The organism is Pseudomonas sp. 9.1(2019), from assembly GCF_009910445.1.
Classification (GTDB): domain Bacteria; phylum Pseudomonadota; class Gammaproteobacteria; order Pseudomonadales; family Pseudomonadaceae; genus Aquipseudomonas; species Aquipseudomonas paraversuta.
In genome coordinates this window covers 116,324-133,641 of the sequence record NZ_VBWF01000002.1, presented here as the reverse complement: position 1 = coordinate 133,641, position 17,318 = coordinate 116,324, and the positions used below count along the sequence as shown (strand labels likewise).

Genomic DNA, 17,318 nt, shown 5'->3' with positions numbered 1-17,318 from the left:
CTGATGCGCCTTGTGCGCTCAGGGCTGTTTGCATTCAGGCTTTTGAATCGGTCATCTTGAAAATGCCCTGGGCATTGCTGCTGTCGAAATTCAGATCGATCCGCCCGTTTTCCGGGTCGACCTTGCGCTGAATAAATTCGACAAACGAGCCCGGCACCTGATGCTCGCGATAATGACCGGCGGCATCGATCAGCCCCCGGGTCACCGTGCAGGCACGATAGGCAGTCTGCATCACCCGGCCTGAGGCAGAGACCTCGATGCTGTCCTTCATCGGCCGCTGCAAGTCTCGCTGTTGGGCCACGCAGGCGTTGAGATCCTGCACGCGATCGGTCAGATGGTTGAAGCTGTTGCCCTCGGTGGCAATCCAGGCCATCTCTGCACTTTCATCGAGCAGAGATTGGTAATCGGCCTCGAGCACCACGCCGTGTTGACGGCCGAATGCCCGGTACAGCGCCGGCAGCAGGGTGCGCGCCTCGCCGAGGCTGCAATGACGGGTGAGGCTCAGGCGCTCGAGAATGCTGGTGTGTTCGGCTTGCAGCGGATCGAGACTGGAGCTGACAACCCGGGTAACCGCCTGCTGAAACGTCTGGCTAAAACGCCCCGGATGTAATTCCGAGACAAAAAACTGCGCAATGTCTTCAGGCAGGTCCATCTGCCGATAGCCCCAGCCGGTCATGTTCAGCTTGGTCAGCGGATAGGTTCGTACATCGGTAAAGCCCAGTGGCTCCAGCAGCCGCGCAAAGGCCTGGCGGCCGCGGGGCAGTTCGCCGTTGGCGGGCCAGTCGACGGTGCGGATCGCGCCGTGGTCAAACACCACTTTGCGCCCTTGCTGCGCCTGCTCCTCAACGTAGCGTCGGCCATCCGGCACGGCGTCTACCAGCTTGTGCAGCAGGCACAGGTTCAACCCTTCGGCCAGCCAGGCCCGGTGCACGGCCTGTTGATTCCAGCTGAAAGCCAGCAGCCCCCGGGGCACCTCGACATGCTCGCGCAGCCAATGGGCTGCAGATTGACCGAGCACAGACTCGACAAGAGAGAACAAACCATCGAAAGAAGACATGGGGCAGGGCTCTGGCGACCAAATAGACGCCTATCAAAGCCTTTGAATGCAGAGGCGGCAAGCGAAAAAAAACGTGGGGTTCATTCCGTTTTTTCGTACATGCCCAGTCTTTGCCAGGCCTGGGGGAGCTGGCAGCCAGCTCCCCCAGGTGCCGGGCTTGCTTCAAGGCGCCAGCGGCATTTCACGCTTGTGCTGGGTCTTTTCATAGGTGCGGCAGATGATCCCGAACGCTTCCTGACTCACCGGCTCGCCATGCAAAAATGCATCAATCTCGGCGTAGGTCACGCCATGGGAGGCTTCATCAGGTTTGCCGGGCTCCAGATCTTCAAGGTCGGCAGTCGGGACTTTCTCCACCAGGGATTCTGGCGCACCAAAGTGTCGTGCAATCGCCCGCACCTGATTCTTCACCAGGCCGCTGAGGGGGGCCAGGTCGCAGGAACCGTCACCGAACTTGGTGAAAAAGCCCATCACCGCTTCGGCAGCGTGGTCAGTGCCGATCACCAGGCCACCGGTGGCCCCGGCGATAGTGTATTGCGCCACCATGCGCATCCGCGCTTTGGTATTGCCGAGGACAAAATCCACCGTGGCGTGGGGCTTGCCTTCAAAAGCCGACACTTCAGCGGCCAGCGCTTTGACCGCCGGGCCGATATTCACGGTTTGACGTTGGTCCGGGTCAATAAAGTCGACGGCCGCAGTGGCGTCGACTTCGTCGTGCTGCACGCCGTATGGCAGGCGCACGGCAATAAAACGGTAGTCCTGATCGCCGCTCTGCTCGCGCAGTTGCTTGACTGCGCGCTGGGCCATCAAGCCAGCAGTCAGCGAATCGACCCCGCCGCTGATGCCCAGCACCAGGGTCTTGAGCCCGGAGTTGTGCAGGCAGCACTGGATAAAGGTAATGCGTCGTGCCACTTCGGCCTCAAGGGCTGCAGTGTCGCTAAACGGCGGTTGGACCTTGAGCTCTTCAGCAATCTGACGCTGTACGGCCTGCATGATTCACTCCTTTGGAGGTAGTTCAGGAACATGGAAAACATGGCGCAAGTAGGCGGCAAAGTTCGGGTCCGAGCAATGGGTCTTGCCCGGCTCATCCGAAATCTTGGCCACAGGTGAGCCATTACAGGCGGTCATTTTAAGCACGATGCTCATTGGCTCGACACCCGGAATGTCGCAGGTCAGGTTGGTGCCGATGCCGAAGCTGACGTTGATCCGCCCGCGCAGTGCCCGGAAAATCTCCAGGGAGCGGGGCAGGGTCAGGCTGTCGGAGAACACCAGGGTCTTGCTCATCGGGTCAATGCCCAGCTTGTGGTAGTGCGCGATGCATTTTTCGGCCCATACCACCGGATCCCCCGAATCGTGGCGCAAACCGTCGAACAGCTTGGCAAAGTACAGATCGAAATCGGCCAGAAACGCATCGGTGGTGATGCAGTCAGTCAGGGCAATCCCCAGCAGCCCGCGGTATTCGCGCACCCAGCAATCGAGCGCGGCACTCTGGCTGTCGATCAATCGCGGGCCCAGTTGCTGATGGGCCATGATCCATTCATGGGCCATGGTGCCCAGAGGTTTCATGTCCAGTTCGCGGGACAGGTTGACGTTACTGGTACCGACGAAGCGCCCCGGGAAGTCGTGCTTGAGCACACTGACCACTTCTTCCTGTACCCGGTACGAAAAGCGTCGGCGTGTACCGAAATCGGCCACCTGCAAGTCGGCCAGTTCATCGGCGCTGGCGTTGGCCTGCAGCCAGTCAAACTTGCGGTATAGCTGCTCGCGGGCCTGGGACAGCACCGTGTCGGCATAGCGCGAGCGGTTGCGTACTTCACTGACGATCGCCAGTAACGGTACTTCAAACAGAATGACGTGCAGCCACGGCCCGCGCAGGCGGATAAACAGCTCGCCGTTTTCGATGCCGGTGTGCACATAGCGCAAGTTGAAGCGAAACAGCCCCAGGAAGCGTATGAAATCAGGCTTCATAAAGGTGATTCGTTCCAGAAACCCCAGTTGATCCTGAGTCATGCTCAGCTCGCCCAGACGCTCGATCTGGTGGCGAATTTCATTCAGGTACGGGCGCAAGTCCTCGCTGTTACGGCAGCGGAACTCCCACTCGACTTCAACGTTGGGATAGTTGTGCAGCACCGCCTGCATCATGGTCAATTTGTAGAAGTCGGTGTCGAGCAAGTTCTGCACGATGCGATCGGCAAACACACTCTCGCTCATAGCGGCAATCTCCATGCTGGCCGTGCCAGATAATCACGACGTTCAGCTCTTTCAATGAATGGCGCTAGTGGCGCATATCCGCGGGCGGTTTTGCCAGCGGTTTTTCTCTTGTCTGCAGGGGCGAGCAAGCCTGGGGACCTTTTTAAAGATCAAAAGATCGCGAGCAAGCTCGCGCCTACAGGTCCTCAATGTGTTCCATTATCCACGTCACAAATGCCTGCACCTTGGGCACCCCCGCCGAATGTTCAGGGTAGGCCAGGTAATAGGCGTCGGGACTGGGCATGGAGTGCGGCCAGGCAACGACCAGTTTGCCGTCAGCCAATTCTTCTGCCACCAGAAACCTGGGCAGCAGTGCCACACCACAGCCCACTTGTGCCGCCCGGATGCACATATAAAACGTATCGAAGCGCGGGCCGTGATAACTGTGATCGGTGCGATGCCCCTGGCTTTCAAACCAGTCATGCCAGGCTTGTGGACGGGAGGCGTTTTGCAGCAGGACCAAATCGGTCAGTTGCGTAGGATCGGTATAGGGCGTGTCAGGCAAGCTCGCTGGCGCACACACCGCCACCAACTCTTCGCCAAACAGCTTCAGGCATTCGGTACCGGGGCGTGAGCCCTGGCCGAAATAGAACGCCAGATCGCTGCGGCCTTGCAGCAAGTCATCGGCCTGCTGTTCATTGCACAGGTCCAGATGGATATGCGGGTGCTGCAGGCGCCAGCCCTTGAGGCGCGGCACCAGCCAGCGGGCACCGAAGGTCGACGGCGTAGATACGCGTAACACTTCTGTTTCGCCGCCGTAGGAGCGCAGGGTGTGGGTCGACATCTCGACCTGGGTCAGGATTTTTCGGACTTCTACCAGGTACAAATCACCCGCCGGGGTCAATTGCAGGCGCCGACGCACGCGGCGAAACAGCAAGTGCTGTAACAGTTCCTCCAACTGCGCGACCTGCTTGCTGACCGCGCTTTGGGTCAGATTCAGCTCTTCGGCGGCGCGGGTGAAGCTCAGGTGGCGGGTCACAGCCTCAAAACACTGGAGTGCAGTGATCGATGGCAGATGGCGTTTATTTAGCATCAGCGCTGAGCATAAAAAGCCCCTCATTCTTGTTGTCAGGCAACGTTACCAGCGCAGCATGAATTTTCGGAATGATATCTCGCTTAAAGGTCGTTTGTTGCCGCGATGCGGGCCAGCTACAACTAATGGCCTGAAAACCCGTTTTTTGAGCTGAAGGAGTGTCCCATGCTTGCTGCATTACTGGATCGTCTTGGTGTTGACCCCGCGCTGTACCAGCAGGGCCGGCAACCGGTACATACGCCCATTGATGGCAGCCGGATCGGTGCCGTGCATTGGGAAGGGGCTGCCGAGGTCGAGCAGCACGTGACCCGCGCCGAACATGCATTCGAAGCCTGGCGCAAGGTTCCGGCGCCGCGCCGCGGAGAACTGGTGCGTCAGTTTGGCGACCTGCTGCGTGAGTACAAGGCGGATCTGGGCGAACTGGTGTCCTGGGAAGCGGGCAAGATCACCCAGGAAGGCCTGGGCGAAGTCCAGGAAATGATCGACATCTGCGACTTCGCCGTCGGCCTGTCGCGTCAGCTTTACGGCCTGACCATTGCTTCCGAGCGCCCGGGCCACCACATGCGTGAAACCTGGCACCCGCTGGGCGTGGTGGGGGTGATCAGCGCGTTCAACTTTCCGGTGGCCGTCTGGGCCTGGAACACCACCCTGGCACTGGTCTGCGGCAACGCGGTGATCTGGAAGCCCTCGGAGAAAACCCCGCTCACGGCACTGGCCTGTCAGGCACTGTTCGATCGGGTGCTGAGCACGTTCAGCGATGCCCCCAAGTACCTGGCCCAAGTGATTATCGGTGGCCGGGACGCCGGCGAAGCCCTGGTCGATGACCCGCGCGTCGCCCTGATCAGCGCCACCGGCAGCACCCGCATGGGGCGTGAAGTGGCACCAAAGATTGCCGCGCGCTTTGCCCGCAGCATTCTGGAGCTGGGTGGCAACAACGCGATGATCCTTGCTCCGAGCGCCGATCTGGATATGGCCGTGCGCGCCATCCTGTTCAGCGCCGTCGGTACCGCAGGCCAGCGCTGTACCAGCCTGCGTCGCCTGATCGCCCATGACTCGGTCAAGGAAGAAATCGTCACCCGACTCAAGGCGGCCTATTCCCGGGTGCGTATCGGTCACCCGCTGGAAGGCAATCTGGTTGGCCCGCTGATCGACAAACACAGTTTTGAAAACATGCAGGACGCCCTTGAGCAAGCCCTGAGCGAAGGCGGCCGGGTGTTTGGCGGTGAACGCCAGCTGGCCGGGCAGTACCCGAATGCGTATTACGTGGCCCCGGCCATCGTTGAAATGCCCGAGCAGAGCGATGTGGTGTGCAGCGAAACCTTCGCCCCGATCCTGTACGTGGTGGGTTACAGCGACTTCAGCGAGGCCCTGCGCCTGAACAATGCCGTACCCCAGGGCCTGTCGTCGTGCATCTTCACCACTGATGTACGTGAGGCCGAGCAGTTCATGTCGGCCACCGGCAGTGACTGCGGTATCGCCAACGTCAACATCGGGCCCAGCGGTGCAGAAATTGGCGGCGCCTTTGGCGGTGAAAAAGAAACCGGTGGCGGCCGTGAGTCCGGCTCCGATGCCTGGCGCGGCTATATGCGGCGCCAGACCAATACCGTCAACTACTCGCTGGAACTGCCGCTGGCGCAGGGTATTACGTTCGATTGAGGCACCCCCCCGGAGCTCATGTGAAGGGCCACTGTGGAAGCCGGGTCAACCCGGCTCCCACTGTTTGTGGATAAAAACGCATCACCGTTGGGTTTCATCTCTGGAGCTTGGCAATGCCTTTACTCGAACAATGTTTGTGGGAAAACCTGACGCCTCAACGTCCGCAATCGTCTGCCTTACAGGGCGAACTGAGCGTTGATGTGTGTGTGATTGGTGCTGGCATCACCGGTTTGTCTGCCGCCATTCACTTGCTGGAACAGGGTAAAAGCGTCTGTGTGCTCGAAGCCCATCGCACCGGGCACGGCGGTTCGGGGCGCAATGTGGGGCTGGTCAATGCCGGGATGTGGATTGCCCCGGACGAGATCGAAGCCGGTTTCGGCGAAGCAGTGGGCAGCCAGCTCAATCGCATGCTGGGTGCTGCCCCGGCACTGGTGTTCAGCCTTGTCGACAAGTACCGCATCGACTGCCAGCTGCGCCGCGAAGGCACCTTGCACATGGCTCACAATGCCCGGGGCGAAGCTGACCTGCGCAGTCGCGAGCAACAATGGAAGCGTCGGGGCGCCCCTGTGGAACTGCTCACCGGCGCTGCCTGCACCGAAGCGACCGGAACCCCGAAAATTGCCGCCGCCCTGCTCGACAGGCGTGCCGGAACCCTCAATCCAATGGCCTATACCTCGGGCCTGGCCAAAGCCGCCAGTGACTTGGGCGGGCGTTTGTTTGATCACAGCGCAGTGACCGGCCTGGAGCGTCAAGGCCAGCGCTGGTCGGTGCAAACCGCTCAGGGCGCGGTGAGTGCAGAGCAAGTGGTGCTGGCGTCCAATGCCTACACCGAAGGCGAATGGACTGACTTGCGACGTAACTTTTTCCCCGGTTATTACTACCAGGTTGCCTCAAAGCCGCTGACCGATGACAGCGCCAGCCGCATCTTGCCCGGCGGGCAGGGCTCATGGGACACCCGCCAGGTGTTGAGCAGTATTCGCCGTGATGCCGAAGGCCGTTTGCTGTTGGGCAGCCTGGGCAACGGCAATCAAAAACCGGCCTGGTTTCTCAAAGCCTGGGCCGATCGCGTGCAGCAGCACTACTTCCCGTACCTCAAAGGGGTGGAATGGGAATGCACCTGGACCGGCTGCATCGCCTTCACCCCCGATCATTTGATGCGTCTGTTCGAGCCCGCGCCCGGTTTGGTGGCAGTCACCGGTTACAACGGCCGGGGCGTGACCACGGGCACTGTGGTGGGCAAAGCATTCGCCGATTACCTGTGTAACGGCGATGCCCAAGCCCTGCCGATACCCTTTGCGCCGATGCGGCCACTGTCTGGCACGGGGCTGCGCAGCTGTCTGTACGAAGCCGGTTTTTCGCTGTATCACGCCGGTCAATGCTTGCGGATTGTCATCTGACAAAGCTTTTGCAGGCTCCCGGACGCATCTGCCCCGGTATCGACTAGCCTCAAATGGTGCGGCCTGTAGCAGTCGCGCACCGGGAGTGTGCAGTTAGGTGACGTAAGTGGTTACAGAGTGGTTGCCCGGAGCCGGGCAACCTGGTTGCAACCCTTGTCGTTTCAGGTAACACCAACCCATCAAAAACAGTTTTACCTTCCTTGGTCTAGACGGTTGCACGTCCAATGAAAATGGACTCGAAACAGCCGATATAACAACAAGACAGCGGCTTTTTTAAGAATAAAAAACCAATGGCACGCGGCTTGCTCTGAGCTTCACCTGAAGTCGAAGTGCCATCTAACAAAACCTCAGGAGCACCACCTCATGTCGCAGACGTTCTACAAGAAAGGTTTTCTGGCCCTCGCGGTAGCAACAGCGTTGGGTGTTTCTTCGTTTGTTCAGGCTGATGTGAAAATCGGTGTGGCGGGCCCGATGACCGGTGCCAACGCGGCATTTGGCGAGCAGTACATGAAGGGCGCGCAGGCGGCTGCGGATGCAATCAACAAGGCGGGCGGAATTAACGGTGAGCAGATCAAGCTGGTGGCGGGCGACGATGCCTGTGAGCCGAAGCAGGCTGTAGCCGTTGCCAACCGCCTGGTGGATCAGGACAAAGTAATCGGGGTTGTAGGTCACTTCTGCTCTTCGAACACCATTCCGGCGTCGGATGTGTATGCCGATGCGGGTGTGATCATGATTACGCCGGGCTCGACCAATCCGCAGGTTACCGAGCGCAAGCTGGACGCGGTGTTCCGTATGTGCGGGCGTGATGACCAGCAGGGCATCGTGGCGGGCGACTACATTGTCGACGTGCTCAAAGGCAAGAAAGTCGCGGTTATCAACGACAAGGACACCTACGGTAAAGGTCTTGCCGATGCCACCAGTGCGCAACTGACCAAGCGCGGAGTCAAACCGGTCCTGGAAGAAGGCCTTACCCGTGGTGAAAAGGACTTCAGTGCCCTGGTCACCAAAATCCGCTCGCTGGGCGCCGATGTGGTGTACTTCGGCGGCTTGCACCCAGAGGCGGGCCCGCTGGTGCGTCAACTGCGTGAGGCTGGCCTCAAGGATGTGAAGTTCATGTCCGATGATGGTGTTGTAACCGACGAACTGGTCGCCACTGCTGGCGGCCCGCAATACGTCGATGGCGTGTACATGACTTTCGGCGCCGACCCGCGCCTGCTGCCGGACAGCAAAGCGGTGGTTGAGCAGTTCCGTAAAGCCGGCACCGAACCGGAAGGCTACACCCTGTATGCCTACGCCTCGGTTCAGGCCCTGGCTGACGCTTTCAATGGCGCCAAGTCCAACAAGGGCGAAGACGCTGCCAAGTGGCTCAAGGCCAACCCGGTTGAAACCGTAATGGGCAAGAAGGAATGGGACGCCAAAGGCGATCTCAAAGTCTCTGACTACGTGGTTTACCAGTGGGACAAGGACGGCAAATATCACCAGCTGGAAAAACAGAAGTGAGATAAGCCGCTCTGCCTTCTCCTGTAGGAGCGAGCTTGCTCGCGAGCTGTTAAAGATCGCGAGCAAGCTCGCTCCTACGGAGAAAGGGCATCAGGCATGTCTGCATCACCTGTCTTCTTTTCCATGAGCGGCGCAAACCTTGCCCTGTGGGCGGGTTTGCGCAATGGCTCAAGTGCGTGAGATTGCGTTATGGACGGTATATTCCTACAGCAACTGCTGAACGGCCTGACCCTCGGGTCTGTTTACGGCCTGATTGCCATCGGCTACACAATGGTCTACGGCATCATCGGCATGATCAACTTCGCACACGGCGAGGTGTACATGATCTCCGCTTACCTCGCGGCTATCAGTCTGGCTCTGTTGGCATACTTCGGCGTTGAATCCTTCCCGCTGCTGATGTTGGGCACCCTGGTCTTCACCGTCATCGTCACTGGCGTGTATGGCTGGGTGATTGAACGTGTGGCTTACAAACCTCTGCGAAATTCCACACGGCTGGCGCCACTGATCAGCGCCATTGGTATTTCCCTGATCCTGCAAAACTATGTGCAAATTGCCCAGGGCTCGCGGCAACAAGGCGTCCCGACACTGCTCAGTGGTTCCTGGCGCGTCGATATCGGCACCGGTTTTGTACAACTGACCTACACCAAAGTCTTCATTCTGATCGCGGCCTTTGCAGGCATGGGCCTGCTGACCTACATCATCAAGTACACCAAGCTGGGGCGCATGTGCCGTGCTACCCAGCAAGACCGCAAGATGGCGTCGATCCTGGGCATCAACACCGACCGGGTGATCTCCTACGTGTTTGTAATAGGTGCCGCCATGGCCGCGTTGGCCGGGGTGCTGATTACCATGAACTACGGCACGTTCGACTTTTACGCCGGCTTCATTATCGGGATCAAGGCGTTCACGGCTGCGGTACTCGGCGGGATCGGATCCCTGCCCGGGGCCATGCTCGGCGGAATCATCCTGGGCATTTCCGAATCACTATTTGCCGGCCTGGTTAACTCGGATTACAAGGACGTGTTCAGTTTCTCATTGCTGGTGCTGATCCTGATTTTCCGTCCCCAGGGCCTGCTGGGTCGTCCTCTCGTGGCGAAGGTGTAAGTATGTCTGCAGCCATTAACAAACCGATTGATATCAAAAAAAGCGTCGTTGATTCGATCCTTGCCGGGTTGATTTCATTGATTGTGTTCGGACCTATCGTGGGGGTGGTGCTCGACGGCTACAGCTTTAACCTGCAGCCGGCGCGCGTCGGCTGGCTGGTTGCGATTGTGATGGTGGGGCGCTTTGTTCTGAGCCTGTTCCTGCAAACGGCCAGGGGCCTGAAAATCCTTCAGGGGTTCGAGTCCACCGGCTCCGGCGTGCACGTACTGCCCCCGGATTACAAATCGCGGCTGCGCTGGATCGTGCCGTTGCTGATCGTGATCGCCATCGTGTTTCCGTTTTTCGCCAACAAATACATTCTGACGGTGGTCATTCTCGGCCTGATCTACGTGTTGCTCGGTCTGGGGCTGAACATAGTGGTGGGCCTGGCGGGGCTGCTCGACCTGGGCTACGTGGCCTTCTATGCCATCGGCGCTTATGGGCTGGCACTGGGTTATCAGTATCTGGGGCTGGGTTTCTGGTCGGTGCTGCCGCTGGCGGCGATTGCGGCAGCGATGGCCGGATGCATTCTCGGGTTCCCGGTGTTGCGAATGCACGGTGACTATCTGGCCATCGTGACCCTGGGCTTTGGTGAAATCATTCGCCTGGTGCTCAACAACTGGCTGTCATTTACCGGCGGCCCCAACGGCATGCCGGTACCATCGCCGACGTTTTTCGGCCTGGAGTTCGGTCGCGTGGCCAAGGACGGCGGGGTACCGTTCCATCAGTTCTTCGGTCTGGACTACAACCCCAATATCAAATTCCTGTTTATCTACATCGTGCTGTTTCTGGTGGTGCTGCTGGTGCTGTATATCAAGCACCGCCTGACTCGCATGCCGATTGGCCGGGCCTGGGAAGCGTTGCGTGAAGACGAAATCGCCTGCCGCGCCATGGGTCTGAATCACGTTCTGGTCAAACTTTCAGCCTTCACCCTCGGCGCTTCTACGGCAGGTCTGGCCGGGGTGTTTTTTGCCAGCTACCAAGGGTTCGTCAACCCGTCATCGTTCACCTTCTTCGAGTCGGCGCTGATCCTCGCTATTGTGGTGCTCGGTGGTATGGGCTCGACCGTGGGGGTGGTGATTGCTGCATTTGTCCTGACCGTGGCGCCGGAACTGTTGCGCAGTTTTGCCGAGTACCGGGTGCTGCTGTTTGGCGTATTGATGGTGCTGATGATGATCTGGCGCCCACGGGGCCTGATCCGGGTCAGCCGTGTCGGGGTCACGCCACGTAAGGGAGTCGCGCCATGAAAGACCTCTCCAGCAACGACGAAGTAGTGCTCTCGGTCGACAAGCTGATGATGCACTTTGGCGGGATCAAGGCTCTGAGCGATGTCAGTCTCAAGGTCAAACGCAATTCAATCTTTGCCCTGATCGGGCCTAACGGGGCGGGGAAAACCACCGTGTTCAACTGCCTGACCGGGTTTTACAAAGCCAGTGGCGGCAGAATCGAACTCAATGCCCGTGGGGCGCGGACCAATGTCATCAAGCTGCTGGGGGAGCCATTCAGGCTGACGGACTTTGTCTCGCCCAAAGCCTTTGCCAGCCGCCTGTACTACAAAATGTTCGGCGGCACCCATCTGGTTAACCGTGCAGGGCTGGCGCGCACGTTTCAGAACATTCGTCTGTTCAAGGAAATGTCGGTGCTGGAAAACCTGCTGGTGGCGCAGCACATGTGGGTCAACCGCAACATGCTGGCGGGCATCCTCAACACCAAGGGCTACCGCAAGGCCGAAAGCGATGCGCTGGACCATGCGTTTTACTGGCTGGAAGTCGTCGACCTGGTGAACTGTGCCAACCGCCTGGCCGGGGAGTTGTCTTACGGCCAGCAGCGGCGCCTGGAAATTGCCCGGGCCATGTGCACGCGGCCGCAAATCATCTGTCTGGACGAACCGGCGGCCGGGCTTAACCCGCAGGAAACCGAAGCGCTCAGTGCGATGATTCGTCTGCTGCGGGACGACCACGACTTGACCGTGGTATTGATCGAACACGACATGGGGATGGTCATGAGTATTTCCGATCACATAGTGGTGCTCGACCACGGCAACGTGATCGCACAGGGCGGGCCGGAAGCCATTCGCAACGACCCGAAAGTGATCGCGGCCTACCTTGGCGCCGACGAAGAGGAGCTGATATGACGGGCACTATCCTCGAACTCAAGGAACTGGACGTTCACTACGGGCCGATCCAGGCCCTGAAAAAAGTCTCGATGCACATCGAGGAAGGCGAAACCGTGAGCCTGATCGGCTCCAACGGTGCGGGCAAGTCCACGTTGCTGATGTCGATCTTCGGCCAGCCCAGAGCCAGTGGCGGGCAGATCTTCTACCAGGGCGTGGACATCACTCAGAAGTCCTCGCACTACATTGCCTCCCATGGCATCGCCCAGTCGCCGGAAGGCCGTCGCGTATTTCCGGACATGACGGTGGAAGAAAACCTGTTGATGGGCACCATCCCCATCGGCGACAAGCATGTCGACGAAGACATGCAGCGCATGTTCGAACTCTTCCCCAGGCTCAAGGAGCGGCGTAATCAGCGGGCAATGACCATGTCGGGCGGTGAGCAGCAAATGCTCGCCATCGCCCGCGCCCTGATGAGCCGTCCCAAGTTGCTGTTGCTGGACGAACCCAGCCTGGGGCTGGCGCCGATCGTGGTGAAGCAGATTTTTGCGACCTTGCGTGAACTGGCTACCACCGGCATGACCATCTTTCTGGTCGAGCAAAACGCCAACCACGCCCTGCGCCTGTCGGACCGGGCCTACGTGATGGTCAACGGTGAAATCCGCCTGACCGGAACCGGCAAGGAACTGTTGAGCAACGAAGAAGTACGCAACGCGTATTTAGGCGGGCACTAAAGGGTTCACCCTGCAGGAGCGAGCGCTTTGCAAATCTCGCGAGCCAGCTCGCTCCTGCAATTTTCGCAGCCCCTTTCCAGGGGCTTTTTGTTTTTCAACAGCGCACTTTTGAAATTGTGGAAAACAATATTCCAGACCCGCGAAAGCGCGACATAAAGCCGCTCTAAATACCTGTTTTAACATCATTTTGACTTGTCCCCGTTTGCTGTGGAGGTGGCTGTGGGTAACGTGGGAGTAGTTGGCTGCAGGCCTTTGTTTACGTGGCTTGCATGGGTGTGGTTGTTTTTTGATCAGCGGTTTTTACCTGGCTTCCTGCAGGATTTGTCAACAGATTTGTTCAGTTATAAACATAGTCATTAGTCGATAACCAACCTGTGGATAAGTCTGTGGTTAAACTCTGGAAGGAATGCCCTGAGCGGCGGAATTACTGGCCTCTGGCTATCTCAGAGGTTTTACCGGGTTGCACCTTTTTGGGGCAGCTGCATGTTGCCTGCGTCCAGGTCAAGCTAAAAACTCTTCAATCAGCGCTCAACCCCTTGTGGCCAGAGGCTTTGGCCATTTTGGAGTTGCCCCCAAAGACTGTGGACGGGCCTGTGGATAACGTGAGTGCATATGGCTCCAGCCCTTGTCTGGCATGGCCTGCAGGGAGTTGGTTGTTTTTCGTACAGGTTTTGTCCGGGATCATGTGCCGGGTTGCCGCCAAATCGCAGCCGGGGCATGCTGCTTCCCGTCTTATTCAACGGCGGCCGATGCCCGCCAGCCAAGGAGAACGCTATGACTTCCACCCTGTTTATTACGGGCGCCACTTCCGGATTTGGTGAGGCCTGCGCTCGCAAGTTTGCGCAAGCAGGCTGGAAACTGGTACTGACCGGCCGCCGTAAAGAGCGCCTGGATGCCCTGTGCGAAGAACTGTCCAGCCAGACCGAAGTCCATGGCCTGGTAGTAGATGTACGTGATCGCAAGGCGATGGAAGAGGCAATTGCCAATCTGCCACCGTCGTTCAGCAAGCTGCGCGGACTTATCAACAATGCCGGGCTGGCGCTGGGCACCGATCCGGCGCCCAAGTGCGACCTCGACGATTGGGAAACCATGGTCGATACCAACATCAAGGGGCTGCTCTACACCACGCGCCTGCTGCTGCCCCGGCTGATTGCCTACGGCCGCGGTGCCGGTATCGTTAACCTGGGCTCTATCGCCGGCAGCTACCCGTACCCCGGCAGCCATGTCTATGGCGGCACCAAAGCCTTCGTCAAGCAGTTCTCCCTGAACCTGCGCTGCGACTTGCAGGGCACGGGCGTGCGGGTCAGCAACGTTGAACCGGGTCTGTGTGAAAGCGAATTCTCGATGGTGCGCTTCGGCGGCGACAAGGCCCGCTATGACGCCACCTACCAGGGTGCTGAGCCGATTCAGCCGCAAGACATCGCCGAGACGATTTTCTGGGTGCTCAATACGCCGGCCCACATCAACATCAATCGCCTTGAACTGATGCCCGTCACGCAGTCCTGGAGCGGTTTTGCCATCGAACGCCACGCCACAGAGTAAACTCACGCCTGGCAGCCTGCCCGCGACCTCCTGAGGGGGTCGTATTCAACAGGGCTGAAAAGGAGTTTTTGTGAGTAACAGTGGTGAGCAGAAACTGCTCAAACAATCGACCGTTCTGATGTTCGCGGTGGCCATCGCCGGCATCGTGACGGGTGTTATTTCGGGTTCGCAATCCATCTTGTTCGATGGGTTCTTCTCTTTGATCGCGACCTTTATCAAAGTACTGATGCTGATCACGGCACAGTTGATCGCCAAGGAAAGCAACGAACGTTTCCAGTTCGGCTTCTGGCACCTTGAGCCCATGGTGCTGCTGATCGAAGGCAGTTTCCTGTTTTTGATTGCGATCTATGCCTTTCTCAATGGCGTGTTCGGCATTATCAATGGCGGGCGCGAAATTGAGCTGGGCCTGGTGATCATCTACGCGGCGGTGTTTACCGTAATCGAGTTTGCCTACTACTTCTGGGTCCGGCGTAAAAACCGCAAGCTCAAGTCCAGCCTGATCCAGTTCGACAACATCAGCTGGCTGGTGGACGCGATGCTGTCGGTGGGGCTGTTGATAAGTTTTGTCACGGCGCTGATTCTGAAACAACAGGGTTATGCCCATTGGGCCGCCTATGTAGACCCGGCGATCCTGATTTTGCTGGCTTTCAGCATGCTGGCTCCGGCGTTCAAAATCCTGCGCCCGGCTTTGCGCGACGTCCTGGGTATTGCCCCGGACAAGCTCGATGACAAGGTGCGGGATGTACTCGAGGAAATGTCGGCGCGCCATGGCTTTGAGGGCTACAAAACCTATGTGCAAAAGCACGGAAGGGCGCGTTTTATCGAGATCCATATCGTGTTGCCGGCGGGATATCCGCTGACCAGCATCAAGACCCTGGACGGGTTTCGTGAAGAGATATCAGGCATGTTGGGCGCGGCCGACAGTGCGCGCTGGCTGACCATCAGCTTTACCGGCGATCGCAAGTGGATTGCCTGACCTTACCCCTGTAGGAGCGAGCTCGCCTCGCGAGCTCTTTACATATTCGCGAGGCAAGCTCGCTCCTACAGGAGTTGCGCCAGGCCGCTGTAGCAGGTGGCCAGGTGATACGGCGTGGTCGACGGCATGTCCAGGCGGCTGACGTTGCCTGCCGCATCCCGGCATTCATACCAGCCACCGGCATGTAAAAAGTTCTGCTGCAACGCCAGCAACTGGCGTTGCAGGCGGGGCAGGGGCGCCGGACGCAAGGTCAGGGCGCGCAGGTACTCGGCCTGGGCCCAGATGCGCTGGGTGCCATCGCGCAAGGTGCCATCCGGGGCCAGCATGCCGCAGACCGCCCCGGTCTGCGGGTCGACCCCAACCTGTTCGGCAAAGTCGAAGGCGAGCGCAAGCGAGTTGTGCAGGGCTGTTTGACGCAGCAGTGGCGAGGACTCCAGCAAGTAGAACCACTCAAACTGATGCCCGGGTTCAAACCAGTTATCCACAGCCCTCAGCGGTTTTTCGAGCAAGGCGTTATGCACAGGCTCGATAAAGCGCTGTTGCATGCCATCGGCCAGCGCCAGCAATGCGCTGTGTACCGGCGCATCGTCGCGCACCGACAAAGTCGCCAGAAACGCCTCGGCCAGATGCATCAACGGGTTTTGCAGCGGGCCGGTGTCCAGCGTTGACCAGTCCCGCTCGAGGCTGGCTTCGTACAGGCCATTACCATCGCTGAAGCGCTCGGCGACGACTTTCAGCGCGGCATTGAGCACTGATTCCACCGCCGGCTCGCGCACCTTGCCCCAGTAATGGGCGCAGGCAAAGATGATAAAGGCATGGGTATACAGGTCTTTACGCTGATCCAGCGGCGCGCCGTCGGGGTCGATGCTGTAAAACCAGCCGCCGTGTACGGCGTCGTAAAAGTGCTTTTGCAGCGAGCGGAACAACCTGCCTGCGCGCTCGGCAGCGCCGGGGAAGGCGGGGTCATCGATCAAGCTGGCGAATAGATATAGCTGACGGGCGCAGGCCATGGCGCGATAGCGCTGGGGCGTCAGTGGCCGGTGCTCGGGGCTGAGTGCCTCATAGGGCAGTTCCAGTTCGGCATTCCAGCCGGGGCCTTGCCAGAGCGGCACAATGACCTGGCGAAAATGCTGCTGTACCGCCGCAAACAGGGCGGTCAGTTCGAGCGGGAAGGCGGAGCTGGCTACATGGGGCATTGGCAGGCGTCGTCACGGCTGGGGCGTTTGCGCGACATGATACACCGTGACGTCCAACTCTGTAGGCGCGAGCTTTTAAAGCTTCAGGCCCACAAAAGATCGCGGGTTATGAGATCAACAGCCCCTGCCGTTCAATAAACCTCACGATGGTATCCAGGCCGTGGCCGGTTTTTTGATTGCTGAACACAAAGGGCTTGGCGCCGCGCATGCGACGGGTGTCACTGTCCATCAGCTCCAGCGATGCGCCCACCAGCGGTGCGAGGTCGATTTTATTGATCACCAGCAAGTCGGATTTGCAAATCCCCGGTCCACCCTTGCGCGGCAACTTGTCCCCTGCGGATACATCGATCACGTAGATCGTCAGGTCGGACAGTTCCGGGCTGAAGGTGGCCGACAAGTTATCCCCACCCGATTCCACCAGAATCAGGTCCAGCCCGGGGAAGCGCCGGTTCAGCTGATCCACGGCTTCGAGGTTGATCGATGCATCTTCACGAATGGCGGTGTGCGGGCAGCCGCCGGTTTCTACACCGATGATCCGCTCCGGTGCCAGCGCCTGGTTACGCACCAGAAAATCGGCATCTTCGCGGGTATAAATATCGTTGGTGACCACCGCCAGGTTGTATTTGTCCCGCAGTGCCAGGCACAGGGCCAGGGTCAGGGCAGTTTTGCCGGAGCCCACCGGGCCCCCGATGCCGACCCGCAAAGGTTGTGTGTTCATTGCATT

At 59.0% G+C, this 17,318-nt stretch carries 15 protein-coding genes; 9 read left to right on the top strand and 6 right to left on the bottom strand.

Translation table 11 applies throughout. The features are described 5' to 3' along the window. Nucleotides 1-34: 34 nt before the first annotated feature. The 4 genes from FEZ21_RS01350 to FEZ21_RS01335 form a co-directional block, all read right to left on the bottom strand. Complete coding sequence (locus FEZ21_RS01350; protein ID WP_003439053.1) at nt 35-1,057, bottom strand: DUF1338 domain-containing protein; 1,023 nt, start codon at nt 1,055-1,057, stop codon at nt 35-37. Nucleotides 1,058-1,219: 162 nt separating this feature from the next. Beyond that, the gene (gene nadE / locus FEZ21_RS01345; protein ID WP_010656252.1) at nt 1,220-2,047 is read right to left on the bottom strand and encodes an ammonia-dependent NAD(+) synthetase; all 828 of its coding nucleotides are present in this window, start codon (nt 2,045-2,047) and stop codon (nt 1,220-1,222) included. A 3-nt stretch (nt 2,048-2,050) separates the two neighbouring features. Further along, nucleotides 2,051-3,265: a nicotinate phosphoribosyltransferase gene (pncB, locus tag FEZ21_RS01340; protein WP_003439057.1), complete on the bottom strand. Its 1,215-nt coding sequence runs from the start codon at nt 3,263-3,265 to the stop codon at nt 2,051-2,053. 175 nt (nt 3,266-3,440) lie between these two features. Next, complete coding sequence (locus tag FEZ21_RS01335; RefSeq protein ID WP_003439059.1) at nt 3,441-4,337, bottom strand: LysR family transcriptional regulator; 897 nt, start codon at nt 4,335-4,337, stop codon at nt 3,441-3,443. A gap of 165 nt (nt 4,338-4,502) precedes the next feature. On the opposite strand from FEZ21_RS01335, the gene FEZ21_RS01330 reads away from it, so the two are divergent. The 9 genes from FEZ21_RS01330 (at nt 4,503) to FEZ21_RS01290 (ending at nt 15,398) form a co-directional block, all read left to right on the top strand. Beyond that, nucleotides 4,503-5,993 carry an aldehyde dehydrogenase family protein gene (locus FEZ21_RS01330; protein WP_010656251.1) on the top strand — a complete coding sequence of 497 codons (1,491 nt, stop codon included), beginning with the start codon at nt 4,503-4,505 and terminating at the stop codon, nt 5,991-5,993. A gap of 113 nt (nt 5,994-6,106) precedes the next feature. Continuing rightward, nucleotides 6,107-7,390: an FAD-binding oxidoreductase gene (locus FEZ21_RS01325; protein ID WP_160626284.1), complete on the top strand. Its 1,284-nt coding sequence runs from the start codon at nt 6,107-6,109 to the stop codon at nt 7,388-7,390. Between the two features lie 363 nt (nt 7,391-7,753). Next, nucleotides 7,754-8,890 carry a branched-chain amino acid ABC transporter substrate-binding protein gene (locus FEZ21_RS01320; protein ID WP_003439065.1) on the top strand — a complete coding sequence of 379 codons (1,137 nt, stop codon included), beginning with the start codon at nt 7,754-7,756 and terminating at the stop codon, nt 8,888-8,890. A gap of 189 nt (nt 8,891-9,079) precedes the next feature. Next, a complete protein-coding gene (locus tag FEZ21_RS01315) occupies nt 9,080-9,994 on the top strand; it encodes a branched-chain amino acid ABC transporter permease (protein ID WP_003439067.1) in 915 nt (304 codons plus the stop codon). A 2-nt stretch (nt 9,995-9,996) separates the two neighbouring features. Next, nucleotides 9,997-11,280 (top strand): high-affinity branched-chain amino acid ABC transporter permease LivM, encoded by a 1,284-nt coding sequence (gene livM / locus FEZ21_RS01310; protein ID WP_010656249.1) that lies wholly within the window; start codon nt 9,997-9,999, stop codon nt 11,278-11,280. Further along, a complete protein-coding gene (locus FEZ21_RS01305; RefSeq protein WP_003439071.1) occupies nt 11,277-12,167 on the top strand; it encodes an ABC transporter ATP-binding protein in 891 nt (296 codons plus the stop codon). Before livM ends, FEZ21_RS01305 begins: the two co-directional genes overlap by 4 nt. Then, complete coding sequence (locus tag FEZ21_RS01300) at nt 12,164-12,880, top strand: ABC transporter ATP-binding protein (RefSeq protein WP_003439073.1); 717 nt, start codon at nt 12,164-12,166, stop codon at nt 12,878-12,880. The genes FEZ21_RS01305 and FEZ21_RS01300 overlap by 4 nt, the downstream gene beginning before the upstream one ends. Nucleotides 12,881-13,654: 774 nt before the next feature. Then, on the top strand, nt 13,655-14,422 hold the full coding sequence (locus tag FEZ21_RS01295; RefSeq protein WP_003439076.1) for an SDR family oxidoreductase: 768 nt from the start codon (nt 13,655-13,657) through the stop codon (nt 14,420-14,422). Between the two features lie 70 nt (nt 14,423-14,492). Then, the gene (locus FEZ21_RS01290; RefSeq protein WP_003439083.1) at nt 14,493-15,398 is read left to right on the top strand and encodes a cation diffusion facilitator family transporter; all 906 of its coding nucleotides are present in this window, start codon (nt 14,493-14,495) and stop codon (nt 15,396-15,398) included. A 65-nt stretch (nt 15,399-15,463) separates the two neighbouring features. Here the strand turns inward: FEZ21_RS01290 and FEZ21_RS01285 are convergent, their stop codons facing one another. Next, on the bottom strand, nt 15,464-16,594 hold the full coding sequence (locus tag FEZ21_RS01285) for an AGE family epimerase/isomerase (RefSeq protein WP_160626282.1): 1,131 nt from the start codon (nt 16,592-16,594) through the stop codon (nt 15,464-15,466). A gap of 106 nt (nt 16,595-16,700) precedes the next feature. After that, complete coding sequence (gene ureG / locus FEZ21_RS01280) at nt 16,701-17,312, bottom strand: urease accessory protein UreG (RefSeq protein ID WP_003439087.1); 612 nt, start codon at nt 17,310-17,312, stop codon at nt 16,701-16,703. Nucleotides 17,313-17,318 lie beyond the last annotated feature (6 nt).